Raw genomic sequence first — 16,078 nt, 5'->3', positions numbered from 1 at the left:
AATTATTCCCCTAATCCTGCGTTAATCGCCGCACCGATGCCGTCGATAGCTTGTTGCGCCTGTTCACCCGTCGCAACAAAACGTAAACGATGCCCTTTCACGACACCTAACGCCACCACCTTCATCAGGCTTTTCGCGCTGACCAATTGTGACTCGCGGGTCAGATTTTGCACCGCCACATTGGCGTTATATTTTTTCACTTCGTTAACCAAAATCGCTGCCGGGCGGGCATGTAATCCATGTTCGTTTTTCACTTCAAAAATGCCTTCCACAGATTCATTCGGATTTTCCACCGCACTTTCACTGCTTGGCGCGGCGGCTGCCGGTGCGGGTTGTCCCACCACTTCGATGGTATCCGGTTCGCTTGGCGGCACGGCGGAAACACCTTCGCCAAGACCGGCGGCAATTACTTTGCCGATGGCTTCGATCGCGGCTTGCGCGTCATCGCCTTCCGCCACAAAACGTAAACGATGACCTTGAGTTACGCCCAACGCCACGATTTTCATCAGGCTCTTGGCGCTCACCGGTGCGCTACCGCGTGTCAGGTTTTCTACATTAATTTTTGCGCCGAATTTTTTCACTTCGTTGACTAAAATGGCGCTCGGACGGGCGTGTAAACCGTGTTCGTTACGAATGGTAAACGTCCCCACCACACTGCCGCCCGCCACAGGTGCACTCGCTTCAGTTTGTGTCGGCGCAGTCGCCGCTTCCGGAACCGGCGCACCGTTTAATGCCGCTACGATTTGTGCGCTGTCGCCGTTTAACAAGGTTTGTTGTACTTTCGCGTCCAATAAACGGGTCAACGCGTCGTTAATTTGATCGTTGGCATACGCCACGGTGACAACGCCATGTACGGCTTTATTATTCAAGTTGAATGCCTGTTTGGCGCGGCTGAAGGCGATGGCGTTCTTTTGATTGCCCACTGCCGCATCAGTGACCCACAAACCTTGCGTCAACGGCAATGCCGGATTGGAGATGACTTCGGAAACGTACTGATTATTGACCGCACTTTGTTGTTCTAATTTGCCCGCGTTAATAGCGATTAAGGTCAATAAGCTGGACGTGTCCACATCTAAACTGATATTGTCGGCGGTAACGTTCAATTCCTCCGCTTCGCCCATTAAAATGGCGCGGAATTTTTTTACATCGGTGAGCGTAGCCAGTTTGGCGGCGGTGTCTTCGTCGCCCAAAACGTGGGTAAGCTGGCGCAATAACGCCAAATGTTCGTCGGAGCGCGCGGCAATGCCGATGACCACATAAGCGATGTTGCCTTCGCCCCATTCAATGCCTTGCGGAAATTGGAAAATTTGCACGCCGGTATTTTTCACCATGCCGCGTGTTTCCAATGTGCCGTGCGGAATGGCGATGCCGTTACCCAAAAATGTCGAGGTTTGTTGTTCGCGTCCTAACATGCCTTGCAGGTAACCGCTTTCCACATAACCCGCCTGTTCAAGCGCATTTGCCGCCAATTCAATGGCTTGCTGCTTATTCTCGGCGCTCGCCGCCAAATGAATGTTACTTTCAGGTAAATTAAACATTCTGTCTCCTTGTCTCTACGAGGGATAAATAAGGTGCTGAATAACGCAAAAACCTTTCAGCCTGAGGTTAAAAATACAAAAAACTGCCGGTAAAAACCGACAGTTTTTCATTTATTTCCCGGTGCAAAGTTTGAGCAGCTGCTCGGAACCCTGCACGATATATTCATCATTTTCTGACCGCACTTTGCCTTTCTGCAAATCTAACATGGCATCATAAATGCCCTGGGTGACACTCGGCGTATCAATTTGGCTCCAGCAATCCGGATTCAGTTTGGCAAAATTGGTTTGCAACGCTTCCGCGTGAATTACCCCGCTGTAATAAGCGTACACATCGGAATCCTGACCTTGCGGGCTGTAAAGTTTTTCTTTGATTTGCTCGATCGGAATGAGGATTCTGCCTAGGTACCAGTCTTTTGCGCCGCTGGCAAAGGAGTTGACATTGTAGTTGTCATGAACACGATCACGGAAAGTTTCCACGGTGGCTTCATAAGCGGTGGCATAGGATTTTTGATCGATTTTGTCTTCGTCTAAGTTAATGACGGTTTTTTTGTCGCCCATAAAAGGCACATAAGAAGAAAGGGAACAGGCGCTCAACAGGGAGGCTAAAAAAAGAACGGAAAGTTTTTTTAACATAAAAATCCTTGAATTTAGATCAAATAACATTAAGTGAACTCAAGCGTGGCAGCCATTATACTGCTTACGCCCCGTTTCGCAATAAATAGCGAAGAATAGTTCTTATTGTCCGTTAAATCGGCGCAGATCCGCTAAGGTGTTAATGTTGGCAAATGCCTGCTTATTTTCCGAGAAATCCACGCCAACGGCACCGTTTTGGCGCATAAAATGCAGCATTTTACGTTCGCCCGACGCCAAATAGGCGGCAAGTTTGTCTTTCAGACTGCGCGCCATCAGGCAAAACGTCGGGTGCTCCCGTTCGCCGTCGTGAGCGTAAGCCATCGAAACGCCGTGAAAAATGACCGCACTTTTAAGCTTTTCCAACAAATTATCGGGGAAGAACGGGCTATCACAGGGTACAAATAAGACAAAATCTGTGTCGGATCGTTCCAACGCCGTTAAAATCCCGCTTAACGGGCCTTGAAAGCCCTCAATGTTATCGCCGAACACCGGCAAGCCGGAGGCGGCATAAATTCCCTGATTGCGGTTGGCATTGACGGAAACCTGTTCCACCTGCGTATGCAGGCGGTCATAAATATATTGAAACAGCGGTTTGCCATGCAATAACTGCAAGCCTTTGTCCTCGCCGCCCATGCGTGTTGCCCGCCCGCCGGCCAAAATCACCGCGCTGATTGAAATTGTCATGTTTTCTGCCGCCGTTGTGTTTTCTTCTCGAAGTAATTCAAGTATGATCTCGCCCGTTTATTTTTTTAATCATAAGGAAAAGCGTATGAAATGTCATCGCCTGAATGAAGTGTTGGAACTTTTACAACCTTACTGGTCTAAAGACTCCGATTTATCTTTAATGCAGATTTTACAAAAAATCGCCGACGAAGCGGGATTTGATAAAGCGTTAACCGAATTGCCCGACGAAGTGATTATTTATCACCTGAAAATGGCGGGAAAAGACAAATTCGAGCCGATTCCCGGCATTAAAAAAGATTACGAAGAAGACTTTAAAACCGCGTTATTAAAAGCGCGTGGAATTATCAAGTAGTTATATTAAGGATCACAAATGAAGAAATGGTTATTTTTAGCCCTTGCCGCCACCTTTTCCCTTTCCGCACAAGCGCTGGATTTAGTCGAAAATAAACAATACGTTGTGGTAGAAGGTCAACAACGTACCGCCCAACCGGAAGTGATGGAATTCTTCTCTTTCTATTGCCCGCATTGTTACTCGTTTGAAGCGCAATATCAGATTCCGCAAAAAATTGCCGAAGCCTTGCCGGAAGGGACGTCTTTCAAACAATATCATGTGGATTTCTTAGGTCGCCAATCGGAAAATTTGACCCGCGCTTGGGCGTTGGCAATGGCGATTAAGGCGGAAGATAAAGTCAGAATGCCATTATTTAAAGCCGCGCAAAACAATGCGCTACGTTCCATGGATGACATCCGTCAAATCTTTATTGATAACGGCATCTCTGCCGAGCAATTTGACGGCGGCATCAACAGCTTTGCGGTGAACGGTTTGGTTACCAAACAACAAAATTTGGTGGAAAAATACCAAATTCGCGGCGTGCCGGATTTCTATGTGAACGGCAAATACCGCGTGAACATGGAAGGTTTGGCGCATAACGAAAATGGTTTCGTCACCGAATATGTGGAAACCGTAAAAGGTTTATTGCAAAAATAAACAAAAATTGGTTTAATGCCTGCCGATTTTATTTTTGAACAGTATGTTAGAGGATTATATGGCTGAGAGTTTTAGCGTCACCCGTCGTTTTTTCGACGATAAAAATTACCCGCGCGGTTTTGCCCGCCACGGCGATTACACCATTAAAGAAGCACAGGCTTTAGAGCAATACGGACAAGCATTCCGTGCGCTGGATGCCGGCGAGCGCAAACCGACAACCAAAGAAGAAAAAGACTTTGTGGCTTTCTGTCGCGGTGAACGTGAAGCGGAAACTTTCTTCGAGAAAACCTGGCATAAATATCGCAGCCGCATCTCCACCAACAAACGTCTTTACACCTTATCCGGCGTGGTCGGTGTGGACAATCTGGACGACTACTCGGCAGACTAAATCGCTTACATAACAATCAGAAGGCTTGGGATTCCGAGCCTTTTGTTTTACCGACAACCCAATGATTTCTATGTTGAATTTACCCGTTGAACGCTACCCCGAACTGCTTGCGGAAAAGCAGCAAAAACTGACCGCACTTTTATCGCCGTTTCACGCCCCTGAATTACAGGTTTTTCCCTCGCCTACACAGCATTTCCGCATGCGGGCAGAATTTCGTATTTGGCACGAGGGCGATGATTTCTATCACATCATGTTCAACCAACAAAGCAAGCAACGTTATCGGGTGGATCAATTCCCCATTGCAAGCGAACTCATTAACCGCATGATGACGGCGTTGTTGCCGCTGCTGAAACCGCCGGTGTTGCACCACAAACTATTCCAAATCGATTACCTCAGCACCCAAAGCCAACAGATTATCGTCAGCTTGCTGTATCACAAAACCTTAGACGACAACTGGCAAGCCGCCGCGCAAGATTTGCGCTCACAGTTGCAACAACAAGGCTTTAACGTGCAAATCATCGGACGCGCCAGCAAACAGAAAATCTGCTTAGAACAAGACTATGTCGATGAAATCCTGCGCGTACACGGCAGAAATTACATTTATCGCCAAGTGGAAAACAGCTTCACCCAGCCCAACGCGGCGGTGAATGGCAAAATGCTGGAATGGGCGGTGGATTGCACCTGCAACAGCCGTGGCGATTTACTGGAGCTCTACTGCGGCAACGGCAATTTTTCCGTCGCCTTGGCGCAGAATTTCCGCAAAGTCCTCGCCACGGAAGTCGCCAAACCGTCCGTGGCGGCGGCGCAATTTAACATCGCCGCCAACAACGTGGACAATTTACAGATTATCCGCATGTCCGCCGAAGAATTCACCCAAGCCATGCAAGGCGTGCGCGAATTTAATCGTCTCAAAGGCATTGATTTGACATCTTACCAATGCAACACGATTTTCGTCGATCCGCCACGCGCCGGCTTGGACGACGAAACCCTCAAACTGGTGCAGCAATACGAACGCATTCTGTACATTTCCTGCAACCCGCACACCCTATGCGACAACCTGCAAACGTTGAGCCGAACCCACCGCATTGAAAAAGCCGCGCTGTTCGATCAGTTTCCTTATACGGAACACATGGAGTCGGGCGTTTGGTTGGTGAGGAAATCATGAAAACAGGCTAAATTCTCTTCCTCTCGCCCGCTTGCGGGAGAGAGAACGACGAAAAGTGCGTTCAGCACTTGAAGTCAGAGAGAGGGGGGAAAGTGCGGTAACTTTTTCCGGTGTTTTTCCCCTCTCCCTCCGAAAATCCCTTGGATTTTCTCCACCCAATATTCGCTTCGCTCCCCCCTGCGGGGCCGTTGGCAAAGCCAACGTTCAAATGCAAGCATTTGTCCCGTAAACGGGCGAGGGGAAGTTTTTAATAATCAAAGGCAAAACATGAACATCCAACTTCTCTGCGAAACAAAAACACCGCAAAAATCGACCGCACTTTTTGCCGAAGCCGGCTTAACGCACGATCCGAACAGCCCGTTGGCGCTGGTGTGGACGGATGCGGACGGCATGGAACGGTTAGAATTACGCAAATTGGACGAACCCAAACTGGGCGCGGTGTTTGTGGATTTTGTGGGCGGCGTGATGGCGCACCGACGCAAATTCGGCGGTGGACGCGGTGAAGCGGTGGCAAAAGCAGTCGGCGTGAAACAGGAGAATGTACCCACAGTCATTGACGCCACGGCAGGTTTGGGGCGCGATGCGTTTGTCTTGGCGGCACTCGGTTGCCAAGTGAAATTGGTTGAACGCCACCCCGTCGTTCGCCTGCTGTTACAGGACGGTTTGCAACGCGCTTACGCCGATGAGGAAATCGGCGCGTGGATGCAACGCAATATGCAACTGTTGCCTTATCAACACATCAATCAACTCAACCCCGAAACGGATTTCGCCGACGTGGTGTATCTCGACCCCATGTATCCGCACAAAGCCAAAAGCGCCTTGGTGAAAAAAGAAATGCGCGTCTTTCAACACTTGGTCGGCACCGATTTAGACGCCGACGAACTGCTCGCCCCCGCCCTACAACTCGCCCACCAACGCGTGGTGGTGAAACGCCCCGACTACGCCGATTTTCTCGCCCAAAAACCACCGCACTTTTCCCGCGAAACCAAAAATCACCGATTTGATGTGTATGTGAGACATGATAGGTGAATTTTCATACAAAATTTTGTGATCCAGGTTTCATTTTTTACATAAATTTTACAAATCTTGCTTTTCACTCTCTAGAATGAGAAACGTTCTTATTTTATTTCATGGAGGAAAGCATGATATGTTCAACTAATACCCCACCCCGTTCCCTCGCCACCCTACTCATGTTCACGTTGCTGGGCTTGTCTTTCTCGGCACTTGCCGATCAAGACGGTGATTCCGCCACATTAGAGACCATCAACGTGAACGCCACCGCCGAGAATAAGGCCATTGCCGGCAAGGACGAGGTTTACAGCAAAAACAACAGCACGGAATACAAAAGCAAAAAGGAAATTGAAACGTTCCACAACCAGTCGGTTGCCGATTTATTAAGCGGCGTGACCGGCGTGTATAGCGGCGATGCGCGTAACGGCGGGGCGATTGACCCGATTATTCGCAGCTCTTGGGGTCAAGGGCGAATTCCGGTCGTGGTAGATGACACCGAGCAATCCATTACCATTTGGCGCGGTTATGCCGGGGTGAATAACCGCAACTATCTAGACCCATTTTTAGTCAGTTCGGTGAACGTGGAAAAAGGCCCGAATTTAGACCGCACTTTGCGCTCCGGCGCGGCAGGTACGATTCGTATGACGACCTTAAATCCCGACGACATCATCAAACCCGGCAAAAAATGGGGCATTGAGCTAAAAACCGAAACCGCGAATAACTCCATTAAAGCCCGTCCTTATCAGGGCGTGCCTATCGGGCAGGATTATCGGCTGGTGGCGTCGGACGGCAGCGCCCAATGGAACGAATGGGCGGTGTATTATAAAGATGACGACCGCGTGGTGCCGCGCCAGCGCGGGCGCAATAAGCCGTTAAAAGATAACGCCGTGCGCTTGGCCTTAGCGGCAAAAGACGATAATTATGAAATCTTGGGCGCCTATGCTTATCGTTCCAAGGGCAATTATTTTGCCGGCAACAAAGGTGGCAAGAAATACGGGCAAGGATTAACCGAAGAAACCGCGAAGGCCGTTGCCGAACTCAATTCCGACGACCCGTATGTACCGAAAATTGCGCTGATTTATAAACCGGGCGAAGAAGTGCCGAACACCTCGTATGAAAGCCGTTCTTGGTTGTGGAAAGGAAAATTGCATTTCAACAAACACACCTCTCTTTCCGCCAATTTCCGCGACACCAAAATCAATTACGGCGACATTATGCCTTCCCGCTTGGGATATAACTTTTCCACCAACAAGACAGTGGCGGAATGGCCGCTTGCCGATGTGAAGCAAAAAACCGGTAGCGTGGAATTTTCTTACAACCCGCCCGATAACAAATGGGTCGATTTGAAAGTGGGCGCTTGGGCGGTGAGAAACACCACGGCAACCAACACCTCCGGCGGTTCGCCCGGCGATATTTTGTTCAGTGACGGGAACCTTTCCGTCTTTACTGTAGAGAGCCGCAATGAACTGGCGGCAGAAGTAGGCGAGACGAAGGCGTATGAGCTAAGTGAAATTCAAGATCCGGTGGAAAAAGAACGGGTTTTACAAAGACTTTATGACCTTTATAACCCGAAAGTCGAAGCCTACATGAAAAACCCGCAATTTAAAAACATCGACGGCATTTTTAACACCCAACCTGCGCAGGTGCAATTTGCCCGTGATAATCACATGGGCATTACCTTCAGCAACGCCATGGATCTCACGCCGAAATTGCGCTTAAGCGTGATGGCGAACTATCGGCGCGAAACCTTAGACAGCACCAACGTGTATGAACTTTGGGACAAATATAAAGTGTCTTCCATTAATGCTTATGGCTATGACGACCAGACAACCGATACGACGGAAACCGGCACGTTCTCATGCGTTGATAGTGATCACCAAGGGATTTGTCGGATGTCCAATTCCGCCCGTTCGGGCAATCGCAAAGGCAAACGCAACGAGTTCACCGCCGGTTTTAAATTTGAATATGCCCCGACGGATTGGTTGTTGCTCACCGCCGGCATGAAATATACTCATTACAAATCCAAAGATCGCGGTTTGCAGGAAAAAATCGCCGGCATGAACATGGAAGACGTGACGACTCACGGGCGCATTCCTTTTAGAATCAGAAAGTACAAACAAGTCGATCCGGAAACAAATCGCCTCTATGTTAGTGCAATCGAAAAACAGGGTATGCGTGATAAACTTAATTCTGCATTTGAGGAAAATAATCCACCACCGGATATTACCGAAGATAATGGGGCAAAATATGATGCATGGAATAATAGACGTGAAACCTATATTGAGGAACGTATGCCGACCCTGACTCCGGAAGAAGAAGAGATATTGCTCAAATTCGCTTTCGGAGATGATTTCTATGAAACGGAACATGATCAAACCATTTATTGGGAACGGGATGAATACGGCAACTTCCCGGCGGAAACCTTCCCCCTTACCGACGGACGCATTACCCAAGAAATGCTGACCAAAAAAGGGATTATTCTGGACAAGCCCGGTTCTAATTTTATTTATCAAATGGATCTGAATTTTACCAACCGTCCGGAGGTGATCCCCATCACCAAAGCGCAATGGGAGCAAATGAAAAAAGCGGAACGCAAAGATCATGCGTGGGCGCCTTCTTTTAGCGCCACCGTTTTTCTTACCGACAACGCCCGCGTGTATGTACGTTATGACGAAACCAAGCGCATGCCAAGCATTTTTGAAGACACCATCGGCTATTCTATTGATATTCTCACGCCCCTTTACAAACGCAAACCGGAACACAGCAAAAACATCGAAGTGGGCTATGTGCATGATTTGCGCGGCTTCTTCCCGAGCCTGCGGCGCGCCGATATTCGGATAAATTGGTATAAAAACACCACCCGTAACATTTTCGATCGTGACATCACCTATGAAATGAAACAGTTCGACAAGCGGATTCTGGAAGGGGTGGAATTTTCCGCCCGCTACGACCAAGGCAGATTCTTCGCCGATTTCGGCATTAGCTACAACATCAAAAATAAATTCTGCGATAAAAGCTCGGCAATTCGGGATGTTGGCAACATTGGTGATTTGCATGCATTTGAACCGCTTCCCGAATGCGTGAACGGCGGCAACGAAAATGGTTATTTAAAAAATACCATTTTGCCGAAATACAGCATTACCTCCAACCTCGGCTTGCGCTTCTTGGAAGAACGGTTGGAAATCGGCACGCGCATGGTGTATCACACCAATGTGAAAGAAACCCGCAACAAATCCTTGCGTGATGCGGGCTGGTTCGCCAACGACAATAACAACCCGCGCTGGCAGCCGGTATTCTTGGTGGATGCGTACATGAATTACAAATTCAACGACAACTTCGCCGCCACCCTTTCCGTCACCAATTTAACGGATCGCTACTACCTCGACCCAATGACCCGCTCCTCCATGCCGGGCCCGGGCAGAACCGTGAAGCTGGGCTTAACGGCAACGTTTTAAGCCAAAAGTGCGGTTAAAAATTTAAGTGTTTTTTCGACCGCACTTTTTTCTCCCGTTTTACCTATGATAGCGCCGGCGTCCACCCCTACGATGGTTCAAGCGTCCACGCTTGGACCCAAAAGCACCAGCGTAGACGCTGGCGCTATCATAGGATTTATCCCACCGCTCAACATAAATTAATAAAATGGTGGGATAAATCCCACCCTACTAAAACGCCCTAAAAAACCACCGCACTTTTTCGCCCCGCAATGTTACAAATCTCACAAAAACCACGTCGCCCAATAGAAAACCTCAAAAATGTTAAACAGATCACGTTCCTAAAAATTATTTTCGTTATAATTCCTTCACTATTTGTTGCAATAAGGAGTTATCGATGAACGCAAAACAAATCGCACGCTATATTGACCACACCGCCCTCACTGCCGAGAAAACCGAAGCGGATATTTTGAAGCTGTGTGACGAAGCCCTTGAACATCATTTCTTTTCCGTTTGTATCAATTCCTGCCATATTCCGTTGGCAAAACAAAAACTTGCCGGTTCCGATGTAAAAATCTGCACGGTGGTGGGGTTCCCTTTGGGGGCGAATTTAACTTCCGTGAAAGCCTTTGAAGCGAAAGAAGCTATTGCCGCCGGTGCCAATGAAATCGATATGGTGATTAACGTAGGCTGGATTAAATCCGGCAAATGGCAGGCGGTGAAAGAGGACGTTCAAGGCGTACTTGCCGCCTGCAACGGCACGCCGTTAAAAGTCATTTTGGAAACCTGTTTGCTGAGCAAAGAAGAAATTGTGCACGCCTGCGAAATCTGCAAAGCGTTGAATGTGGCGTTTGTGAAAACCTCCACCGGCTTCAATAAGGGAGGTGCCACCGTGGAAGATGTGGCATTGATGAAACGCACTGTAGGCGACATCGGCGTGAAAGCCTCCGGCGGCATTCGCGATACGCAAACCGCCTTAGCCATGATTGACGCGGGCGCCACCCGTATCGGCGCGAGTGCAGGCATTGCCATTATCCACGGCTTGCAAGATTCCGATAGCACTTATTAATCAATGTGTTAGGAAAGTATATGGAGAAAAAACAAACTTCACGGGTGCAAAAACTGGAATTTTTGCTCAAGCAAATGGACAAAATCCATCTGCGCGATGCGGCACAAATGTTGGATGTATCGGAAATGACCTTACGGCGGGATTTGAGTTCCGACGGCGGCAATGTGGTGTTGCTGGGTGGTTATATTGTGATGAATCCGCAAAAAAGCGGAAACAATTATCAGATTTTTGACCAACAGGCGCGCCACATTACGGAAAAAATGTGGCTCGGCAAACTTGCCGCCAACCTCATCAAGGACGGCGACACGGTGTTTTTCGATTGTGGCACCACCATTCCGTTTATCATTTCGCAAATCGATCCGCAAACAAAATTCACCGCACTTTGTTGCTCCATAAATAGTTTTCTGGCGTTGCAAGATAAGCCGCACTGCGAAGTAATTCTGTGCGGCGGGCATTATTCGCGCCATAATTCTTTCCTGACCTCCGTGCAATTACACAGCGAACTGGATGCCATTTGCACCACCAAAGCCTTTATTTCCGCCGCCGGCGTGGATGTGAAGCAAGGCGTAACCTGCTTTAGCGTGGAGGAAGCAAAAGTGAAACAAAAAGCCATAGCAAAAACCCAACAAGCCATTTTGGTTTTTGATCACCACAAAGTGCACAAAGTCCAACAAGCCTACATCGGCGAACTGGCGCAATTTGATCTGCTGATTTCCAACCAACCCTTGCCGGCAGGCTTTGGCGACGTGCCGAAGATGTTGGTGAAATAACGCAAATTCATCCGAAGATACCGTCAATAACCTATTTTTAGAAGGAACGAAAAATGGAACATCTTATCCCCCTCCGAAAAACCGCAGTTGCGCTTTTTGTCAGTATTTATGCCGGTAGCGCATTCGCTTACACCGAAGCCGGGCAGTTAGGTAACATAAAAAGCTGGGAAAGTGCCGAATATCAAAAAGACTGGGGGCTGACTTCCATGAATGCCTCCACCGCTTATGCGATGGGCTTTACCGGCAAAGGCGTGAACATCGGTGTAATGGATTCCGGCGTATTATTAAGCCATCCTGAATTTCAGGACGGGCGTATTCATGTTGTCAAAACCACTGGCACTTACGATAAGGATGGAATGCGCTATCCCGATGCAGCTTATGGTAACGGACCGATTAACAAAAACGCACCGGTGAAAGACGGCAAACGGAATTTTGACAAAACCGACAACGGCAATTTCAAGAAAGGCAAAACCTTTGATATTGACGGCGCGTGGCATAAATTTACCAATGACGCCCATGGTACACACGTCGGCGGCACCATGGCGGCAAGTCGTGACGGTAGCGAAATGCACGGCGTGGCGTTCGAATCCAATTTATATTCGGCAAATACGGGCGGCAACGACAACATGACTTACGGCCCGAACCAAGATTATCAATTCTTTTTGAAAGGTTACACCGCGCTTGCTGATGCAGGGGCGAAAGTAATTAATAACAGCTGGGGCTCAAACCGCAGAGTAAATTCTTCCTTTAACGGCGCCTTAGGTTATAAAGCAAAATATGAATGGCGCGATGTGCCCGAATATGGTGTGGAATATTATGATGTGGCAAAAGCCCCAGACCCGATTAACGATCCAAGCGCCCACATTTATTTAAAAGATTTAACGGAAGCCAAAAAAGCCTACTACCAATTCGTCACCGGCAGCGAGAAAAATTTTGTAGATGCGGCGTATGAAGTCGCGAAAAATAAACAGGTGATTCAGGTTTTCACAGCGGGAAATCGTAGCATGATGGCGGAATCTTTTACCCGCGCCATGTTGCCTTATTTCAGACCGGATGCGGAAAAATATTGGGTGAATGTCACCGGTCAGGCTGGGGGTGAAGGCTATCCAAACGATTCCAGTCGCGACGTTTACGATAATAAAGCCGCCTCGGACATACAAGAATTCAACCTTGCCGGGCATTCAAAATGGTGGACGATTGCCGCGCCGGCAGAAAACATTTATTCCGCTTATGTTGAACTGCAAAACGATCAAACTTACGGGCAGGCAATGTATCGCTCCGCCGGCGGCACCTCCATGGCAGCGCCACACGTCAGCGGCGCATTAGGCGTGATTTTCTCCCGTTATCCTTATATGACGACGGATCAAGCCCGTGATGTCATGCTCACCACCGCGCGCCAAACCACCATGCGCAAAGGCATTGAAGGACAAAAATTAGAACGTTGGGAATCAGAACTTGGCGTACCAAGCAAAGTGTGGGGTTGGGGTATTCTTGATTTAGGCAAAGCGATGTTCGGACCGGGACAATTCCTCGGTGAATTTAACGTTTCCCTCAATCAAGATGACGTTTGGTCTAACGATATCAGCGATAAAGCCATTAAAGCCCGCAAAGTGGAAGATGAGCAAGAAGCGAAAGAATGGGCGGCACGTAAACCAATTTTACAAGCTGCAATGCAGGATAGAGCCGGTGCCACCGCTGAAGAAAAAGCGGAATACCAAGTGGGCTTAGATCGTGAAACTGCACGTAACCAACGTGTTGCACAAGGCTACGAAGGCACTTTGGTAAAAAATGGCACGGGCACCTTAACGTTAACCGGAACCAATACATTTACCGGCACAGTCACTGTCAACGAAGGACAGCTTTCCGCGTTGAATCAATCGCTTGCTTCCTCAAAAGAAGTGGTAGTCAATCAAGGCGGAGCATTAGAAATGTTGCCTAAGGCCGCCGTGACAAAACCGGGTAAAAACGGCTTTGTGACAGACACGATTACTTCACTACCACAAACGGTAACGGCAACAATTCATCAAGGCGGTAAATATTTACTCAATGATGGTGTGAATAATGTCAGCATCGTATTTGATAATGGCGCATTGTTGTCATCATTAAGTAAAACATTAACGGATAATTACGCTTTCTTCAGTAAAACAACGGAAGCCAATACCTTTGAAAAACAAGCGATGGCAGAGACTGCGCGTAACGATAACGAAGCGGCATTATTGAGCGCGATTGAAAACTCAAGCAGAAGTGCGATTTATCAGGGCTTAATTTTATCCAATCAAGCCAATGCTTATGATCAACTTAATCGTTTGAGTTACGATTCGGATCTTGCCGCGCAACAACATAATTTGGTGAACAATTTTATGTTGCGTCAACAACTTGCTCAACCGGCAGGCGTGAAAGCAAAACTTAATCAAAGCACTCAGCTTTGGACGAGTGGCACTTATCACCATTTAAGTACCGATGGATTAAGCACCCGCAGTTATAATCAACTTTTGGGTGTAGATACAGCCGTGACGGATAACGCCAACCTTGGCGTGTTTTTCGGCGCAACAAAAAACACCCACAAAAATGACCGCACTTCTAAAGATCGCGCATTGCATTTAGGCGTGTACGGCGATTATGCCCTCACCGAAAATCTCAACGTGAAAGGCGGACTCATTCATTCTTGGGGCAAAGAGGAAAAACGCCTTGCCGTTGCTAATCAACATAAAACCCATAGTAAAACGGCAGATGTGTTTGCAGAATTGGCGTATAACGCGGTGCAAAGCGAACATTTTGCCCTTGAGCCTTATGCCGGCGTAAGTTATCTGCATATTAAAACCGATGGTTTCACAGAAGGTGAAATTCGCGTGAAAGAGAATAAACGCAATCTGCTTGTGACTTCTATGGGCTTGCGTCCAAGCATTCCGTTTAGTTTAGGTGGCGTGTCCTTGAGTTTACAAGGCGACGTAGCTTATCATCGTTTCCATCATGATCGTGCCCCACAAGCTACCATGGTGGTTAACGATAATGCAGAAGCCGTGCTTTATGGTAAAAAACTCACTCATTTAGTCACCACAGGTGTGGCGCTTGAAGCGAATATTACCCCGGCATTGAGTGTAAAAGTGGGTTATCAAGGTGCATACAATCGTGATACCCAATCCAATGGTGTGAATGCGCAGTTACGCTATGCCTTTTAATAAAAAATCAATCCAAACGCCATGATATTCATGGCGTTTTTTTAAACAAAAAAAGCCAAAAATGTGATCCTGATCGCAGTTTTAAAATCTCATTGCAATACACTATAAACAACAATCCAAGGAGAATAGGATGAAGAAAACCTTAAAAATTTCCCTGCTTGCCATGCTTTCCGCGTTAGCGTTTAACGCCACGGCAAATACGCACCCCATAGAGGTGTTGGAACCCCAAGTTAATTATCAACAGTTGCTCACCCAACGTCAGGTGGTGGACGATTTAATCGCGCAGGCGGTAAAAATTCAAAACTCCCCGGCCCGGGTATCCAATGCAGGCTTCACGGCGAAGTTGCCGAGCAACATGGAACGTATCGCCGCCATTTTATTGGAAGCCTATGAACTGGAGCCGTATCGCGTTGATTTTCTGTTCGGCGCGGCAAACGCCAATATTTACAACGGCAACACGGACAAAGCCATTGCGCTTTATCAAAAAGTGCTCACAGTGGCGCCCGATGATGTGAAAGCGCATATTTATTTAACCGCGTGGAACCGTTTTAAACAAAACCAAGGGGAGTCTGATAAATATTTCGCCCGTTTAAAAGCGCTGGCACCGCAAAAAGCGGCAGAATTGGAGGATGTGTTTAAAATTATTGATAACGCCGCAAGTCAGCCGATTAGCGATAAGTTAGAACATAAACTGCCGGCGGATTCCGCCATTATCACCTTGGGTTACGCGTTAAATCCGGACGGTAGCATGCACGACATTTTGATTCAACGTTTGGAAAAAACCTTGGAAATCGCCAAGCAAAACCCGGACGCCTTGATCATCGTCACCGGTGGTGTACCGCAAAATAACCAAACGGAAGGCGCGTTAATGAAGCAATGGCTGATTGACAAAGGCATCGACGCCAAACGTATTTATGCCGACAATTACGCCCGTTCCACTGTGGAAAACGCCCTGTTCTCCCGTTATGCCTTGGCGAAACACCACATCAAACAGGCGGTGCTTATCAGCTCCGGTAGCCATGTGCGACGCGGTCGAGCGTTATTTGAAATCGCCGTCTTGGAATCCGGCCCGCAGGGTATCAAAATCGAAACCGTCGCGGCGCTGGATAAGCCGTTGGACGAGTTACAAAAAGTGAGTGAAAAAGATTTACTGGGAATCTATCGCGACAGCCTAAAAACCATGGGCTTGCCAATGTTTAATAGCGGAGCATTACAAGATTAA

General features: G+C 48.0%; 13 protein-coding genes. 10 read left to right on the top strand and 3 right to left on the bottom strand.

Annotated elements, in window-relative coordinates; all coding sequences use genetic code 11:
* Nucleotides 1–2 precede the first annotated feature (2 nt).
* From fruB to mobA, 3 genes are all read right to left on the bottom strand, one after another.
* Entirely contained in the window at nucleotides 3–1,538 is a 1,536-nt protein-coding gene (fruB, locus tag DK430_RS04870) for a fused PTS fructose transporter subunit IIA/HPr protein (protein WP_109077986.1), read from the bottom strand.
* Nucleotides 1,539–1,649: 111 nt separating this feature from the next.
* Entirely contained in the window at nucleotides 1,650–2,171 is a 522-nt protein-coding gene (locus tag DK430_RS04865; RefSeq protein ID WP_109077985.1) for an HI_0449 family lipoprotein, read from the bottom strand.
* A gap of 102 nt (nucleotides 2,172–2,273) precedes the next feature.
* The gene (gene mobA / locus DK430_RS04860; protein ID WP_109077984.1) at nucleotides 2,274–2,855 is read right to left on the bottom strand and encodes a molybdenum cofactor guanylyltransferase MobA; all 582 of its coding nucleotides are present in this window, start codon (nucleotides 2,853–2,855) and stop codon (nucleotides 2,274–2,276) included.
* A gap of 85 nt (nucleotides 2,856–2,940) precedes the next feature.
* Between mobA and DK430_RS04855 the strand changes: the two genes are divergently transcribed.
* From DK430_RS04855 to DK430_RS04810, 10 genes are all read left to right on the top strand, one after another.
* On the top strand, nucleotides 2,941–3,207 hold the full coding sequence (locus tag DK430_RS04855) for a YihD family protein (RefSeq protein ID WP_109077983.1): 267 nt from the start codon (nucleotides 2,941–2,943) through the stop codon (nucleotides 3,205–3,207).
* Between the two features lie 18 nt (nucleotides 3,208–3,225).
* Nucleotides 3,226–3,843 (top strand): thiol:disulfide interchange protein DsbA, encoded by a 618-nt coding sequence (gene dsbA, locus DK430_RS04850; RefSeq protein ID WP_109077982.1) that lies wholly within the window; start codon nucleotides 3,226–3,228, stop codon nucleotides 3,841–3,843.
* Nucleotides 3,844–3,901: 58 nt separating this feature from the next.
* On the top strand, nucleotides 3,902–4,231 hold the full coding sequence (locus DK430_RS04845) for a MaoP family protein (RefSeq protein ID WP_109077981.1): 330 nt from the start codon (nucleotides 3,902–3,904) through the stop codon (nucleotides 4,229–4,231).
* A 70-nt stretch (nucleotides 4,232–4,301) separates the two neighbouring features.
* Nucleotides 4,302–5,396 carry a tRNA (uridine(54)-C5)-methyltransferase TrmA gene (gene trmA, locus DK430_RS04840; RefSeq protein ID WP_109077980.1) on the top strand — a complete coding sequence of 365 codons (1,095 nt, stop codon included), beginning with the start codon at nucleotides 4,302–4,304 and terminating at the stop codon, nucleotides 5,394–5,396.
* Nucleotides 5,397–5,663: 267 nt separating this feature from the next.
* Complete coding sequence (locus DK430_RS04835; RefSeq protein WP_109077979.1) at nucleotides 5,664–6,425, top strand: class I SAM-dependent methyltransferase; 762 nt, start codon at nucleotides 5,664–5,666, stop codon at nucleotides 6,423–6,425.
* Nucleotides 6,426–6,538: 113 nt separating this feature from the next.
* Entirely contained in the window at nucleotides 6,539–9,862 is a 3,324-nt protein-coding gene (locus DK430_RS04830) for a TonB-dependent receptor domain-containing protein (RefSeq protein ID WP_109077978.1), read from the top strand.
* Between the two features lie 373 nt (nucleotides 9,863–10,235).
* Nucleotides 10,236–10,907 carry a deoxyribose-phosphate aldolase gene (gene deoC / locus DK430_RS04825; protein ID WP_109077977.1) on the top strand — a complete coding sequence of 224 codons (672 nt, stop codon included), beginning with the start codon at nucleotides 10,236–10,238 and terminating at the stop codon, nucleotides 10,905–10,907.
* Between the two features lie 20 nt (nucleotides 10,908–10,927).
* On the top strand, nucleotides 10,928–11,677 hold the full coding sequence (deoR, locus tag DK430_RS04820; protein ID WP_109077976.1) for a DNA-binding transcriptional repressor DeoR: 750 nt from the start codon (nucleotides 10,928–10,930) through the stop codon (nucleotides 11,675–11,677).
* A 53-nt stretch (nucleotides 11,678–11,730) separates the two neighbouring features.
* Nucleotides 11,731–14,856, top strand: a complete 3,126-nt coding sequence (locus tag DK430_RS04815) for a S8 family peptidase (RefSeq protein WP_109077975.1) — start codon at nucleotides 11,731–11,733, stop codon at nucleotides 14,854–14,856.
* Between the two features lie 130 nt (nucleotides 14,857–14,986).
* Nucleotides 14,987–16,078 (top strand): YdcF family protein, encoded by a 1,092-nt coding sequence (locus DK430_RS04810; RefSeq protein ID WP_109077974.1) that lies wholly within the window; start codon nucleotides 14,987–14,989, stop codon nucleotides 16,076–16,078.

Origin of the sequence: Aggregatibacter kilianii, assembly GCF_003129965.1 — a bacterium.
In the GTDB taxonomy this organism is placed as follows: domain Bacteria; phylum Pseudomonadota; class Gammaproteobacteria; order Enterobacterales; family Pasteurellaceae; genus Aggregatibacter; species Aggregatibacter kilianii_A.
This window is presented reverse-complemented; position numbering and strand designations above follow the sequence as displayed.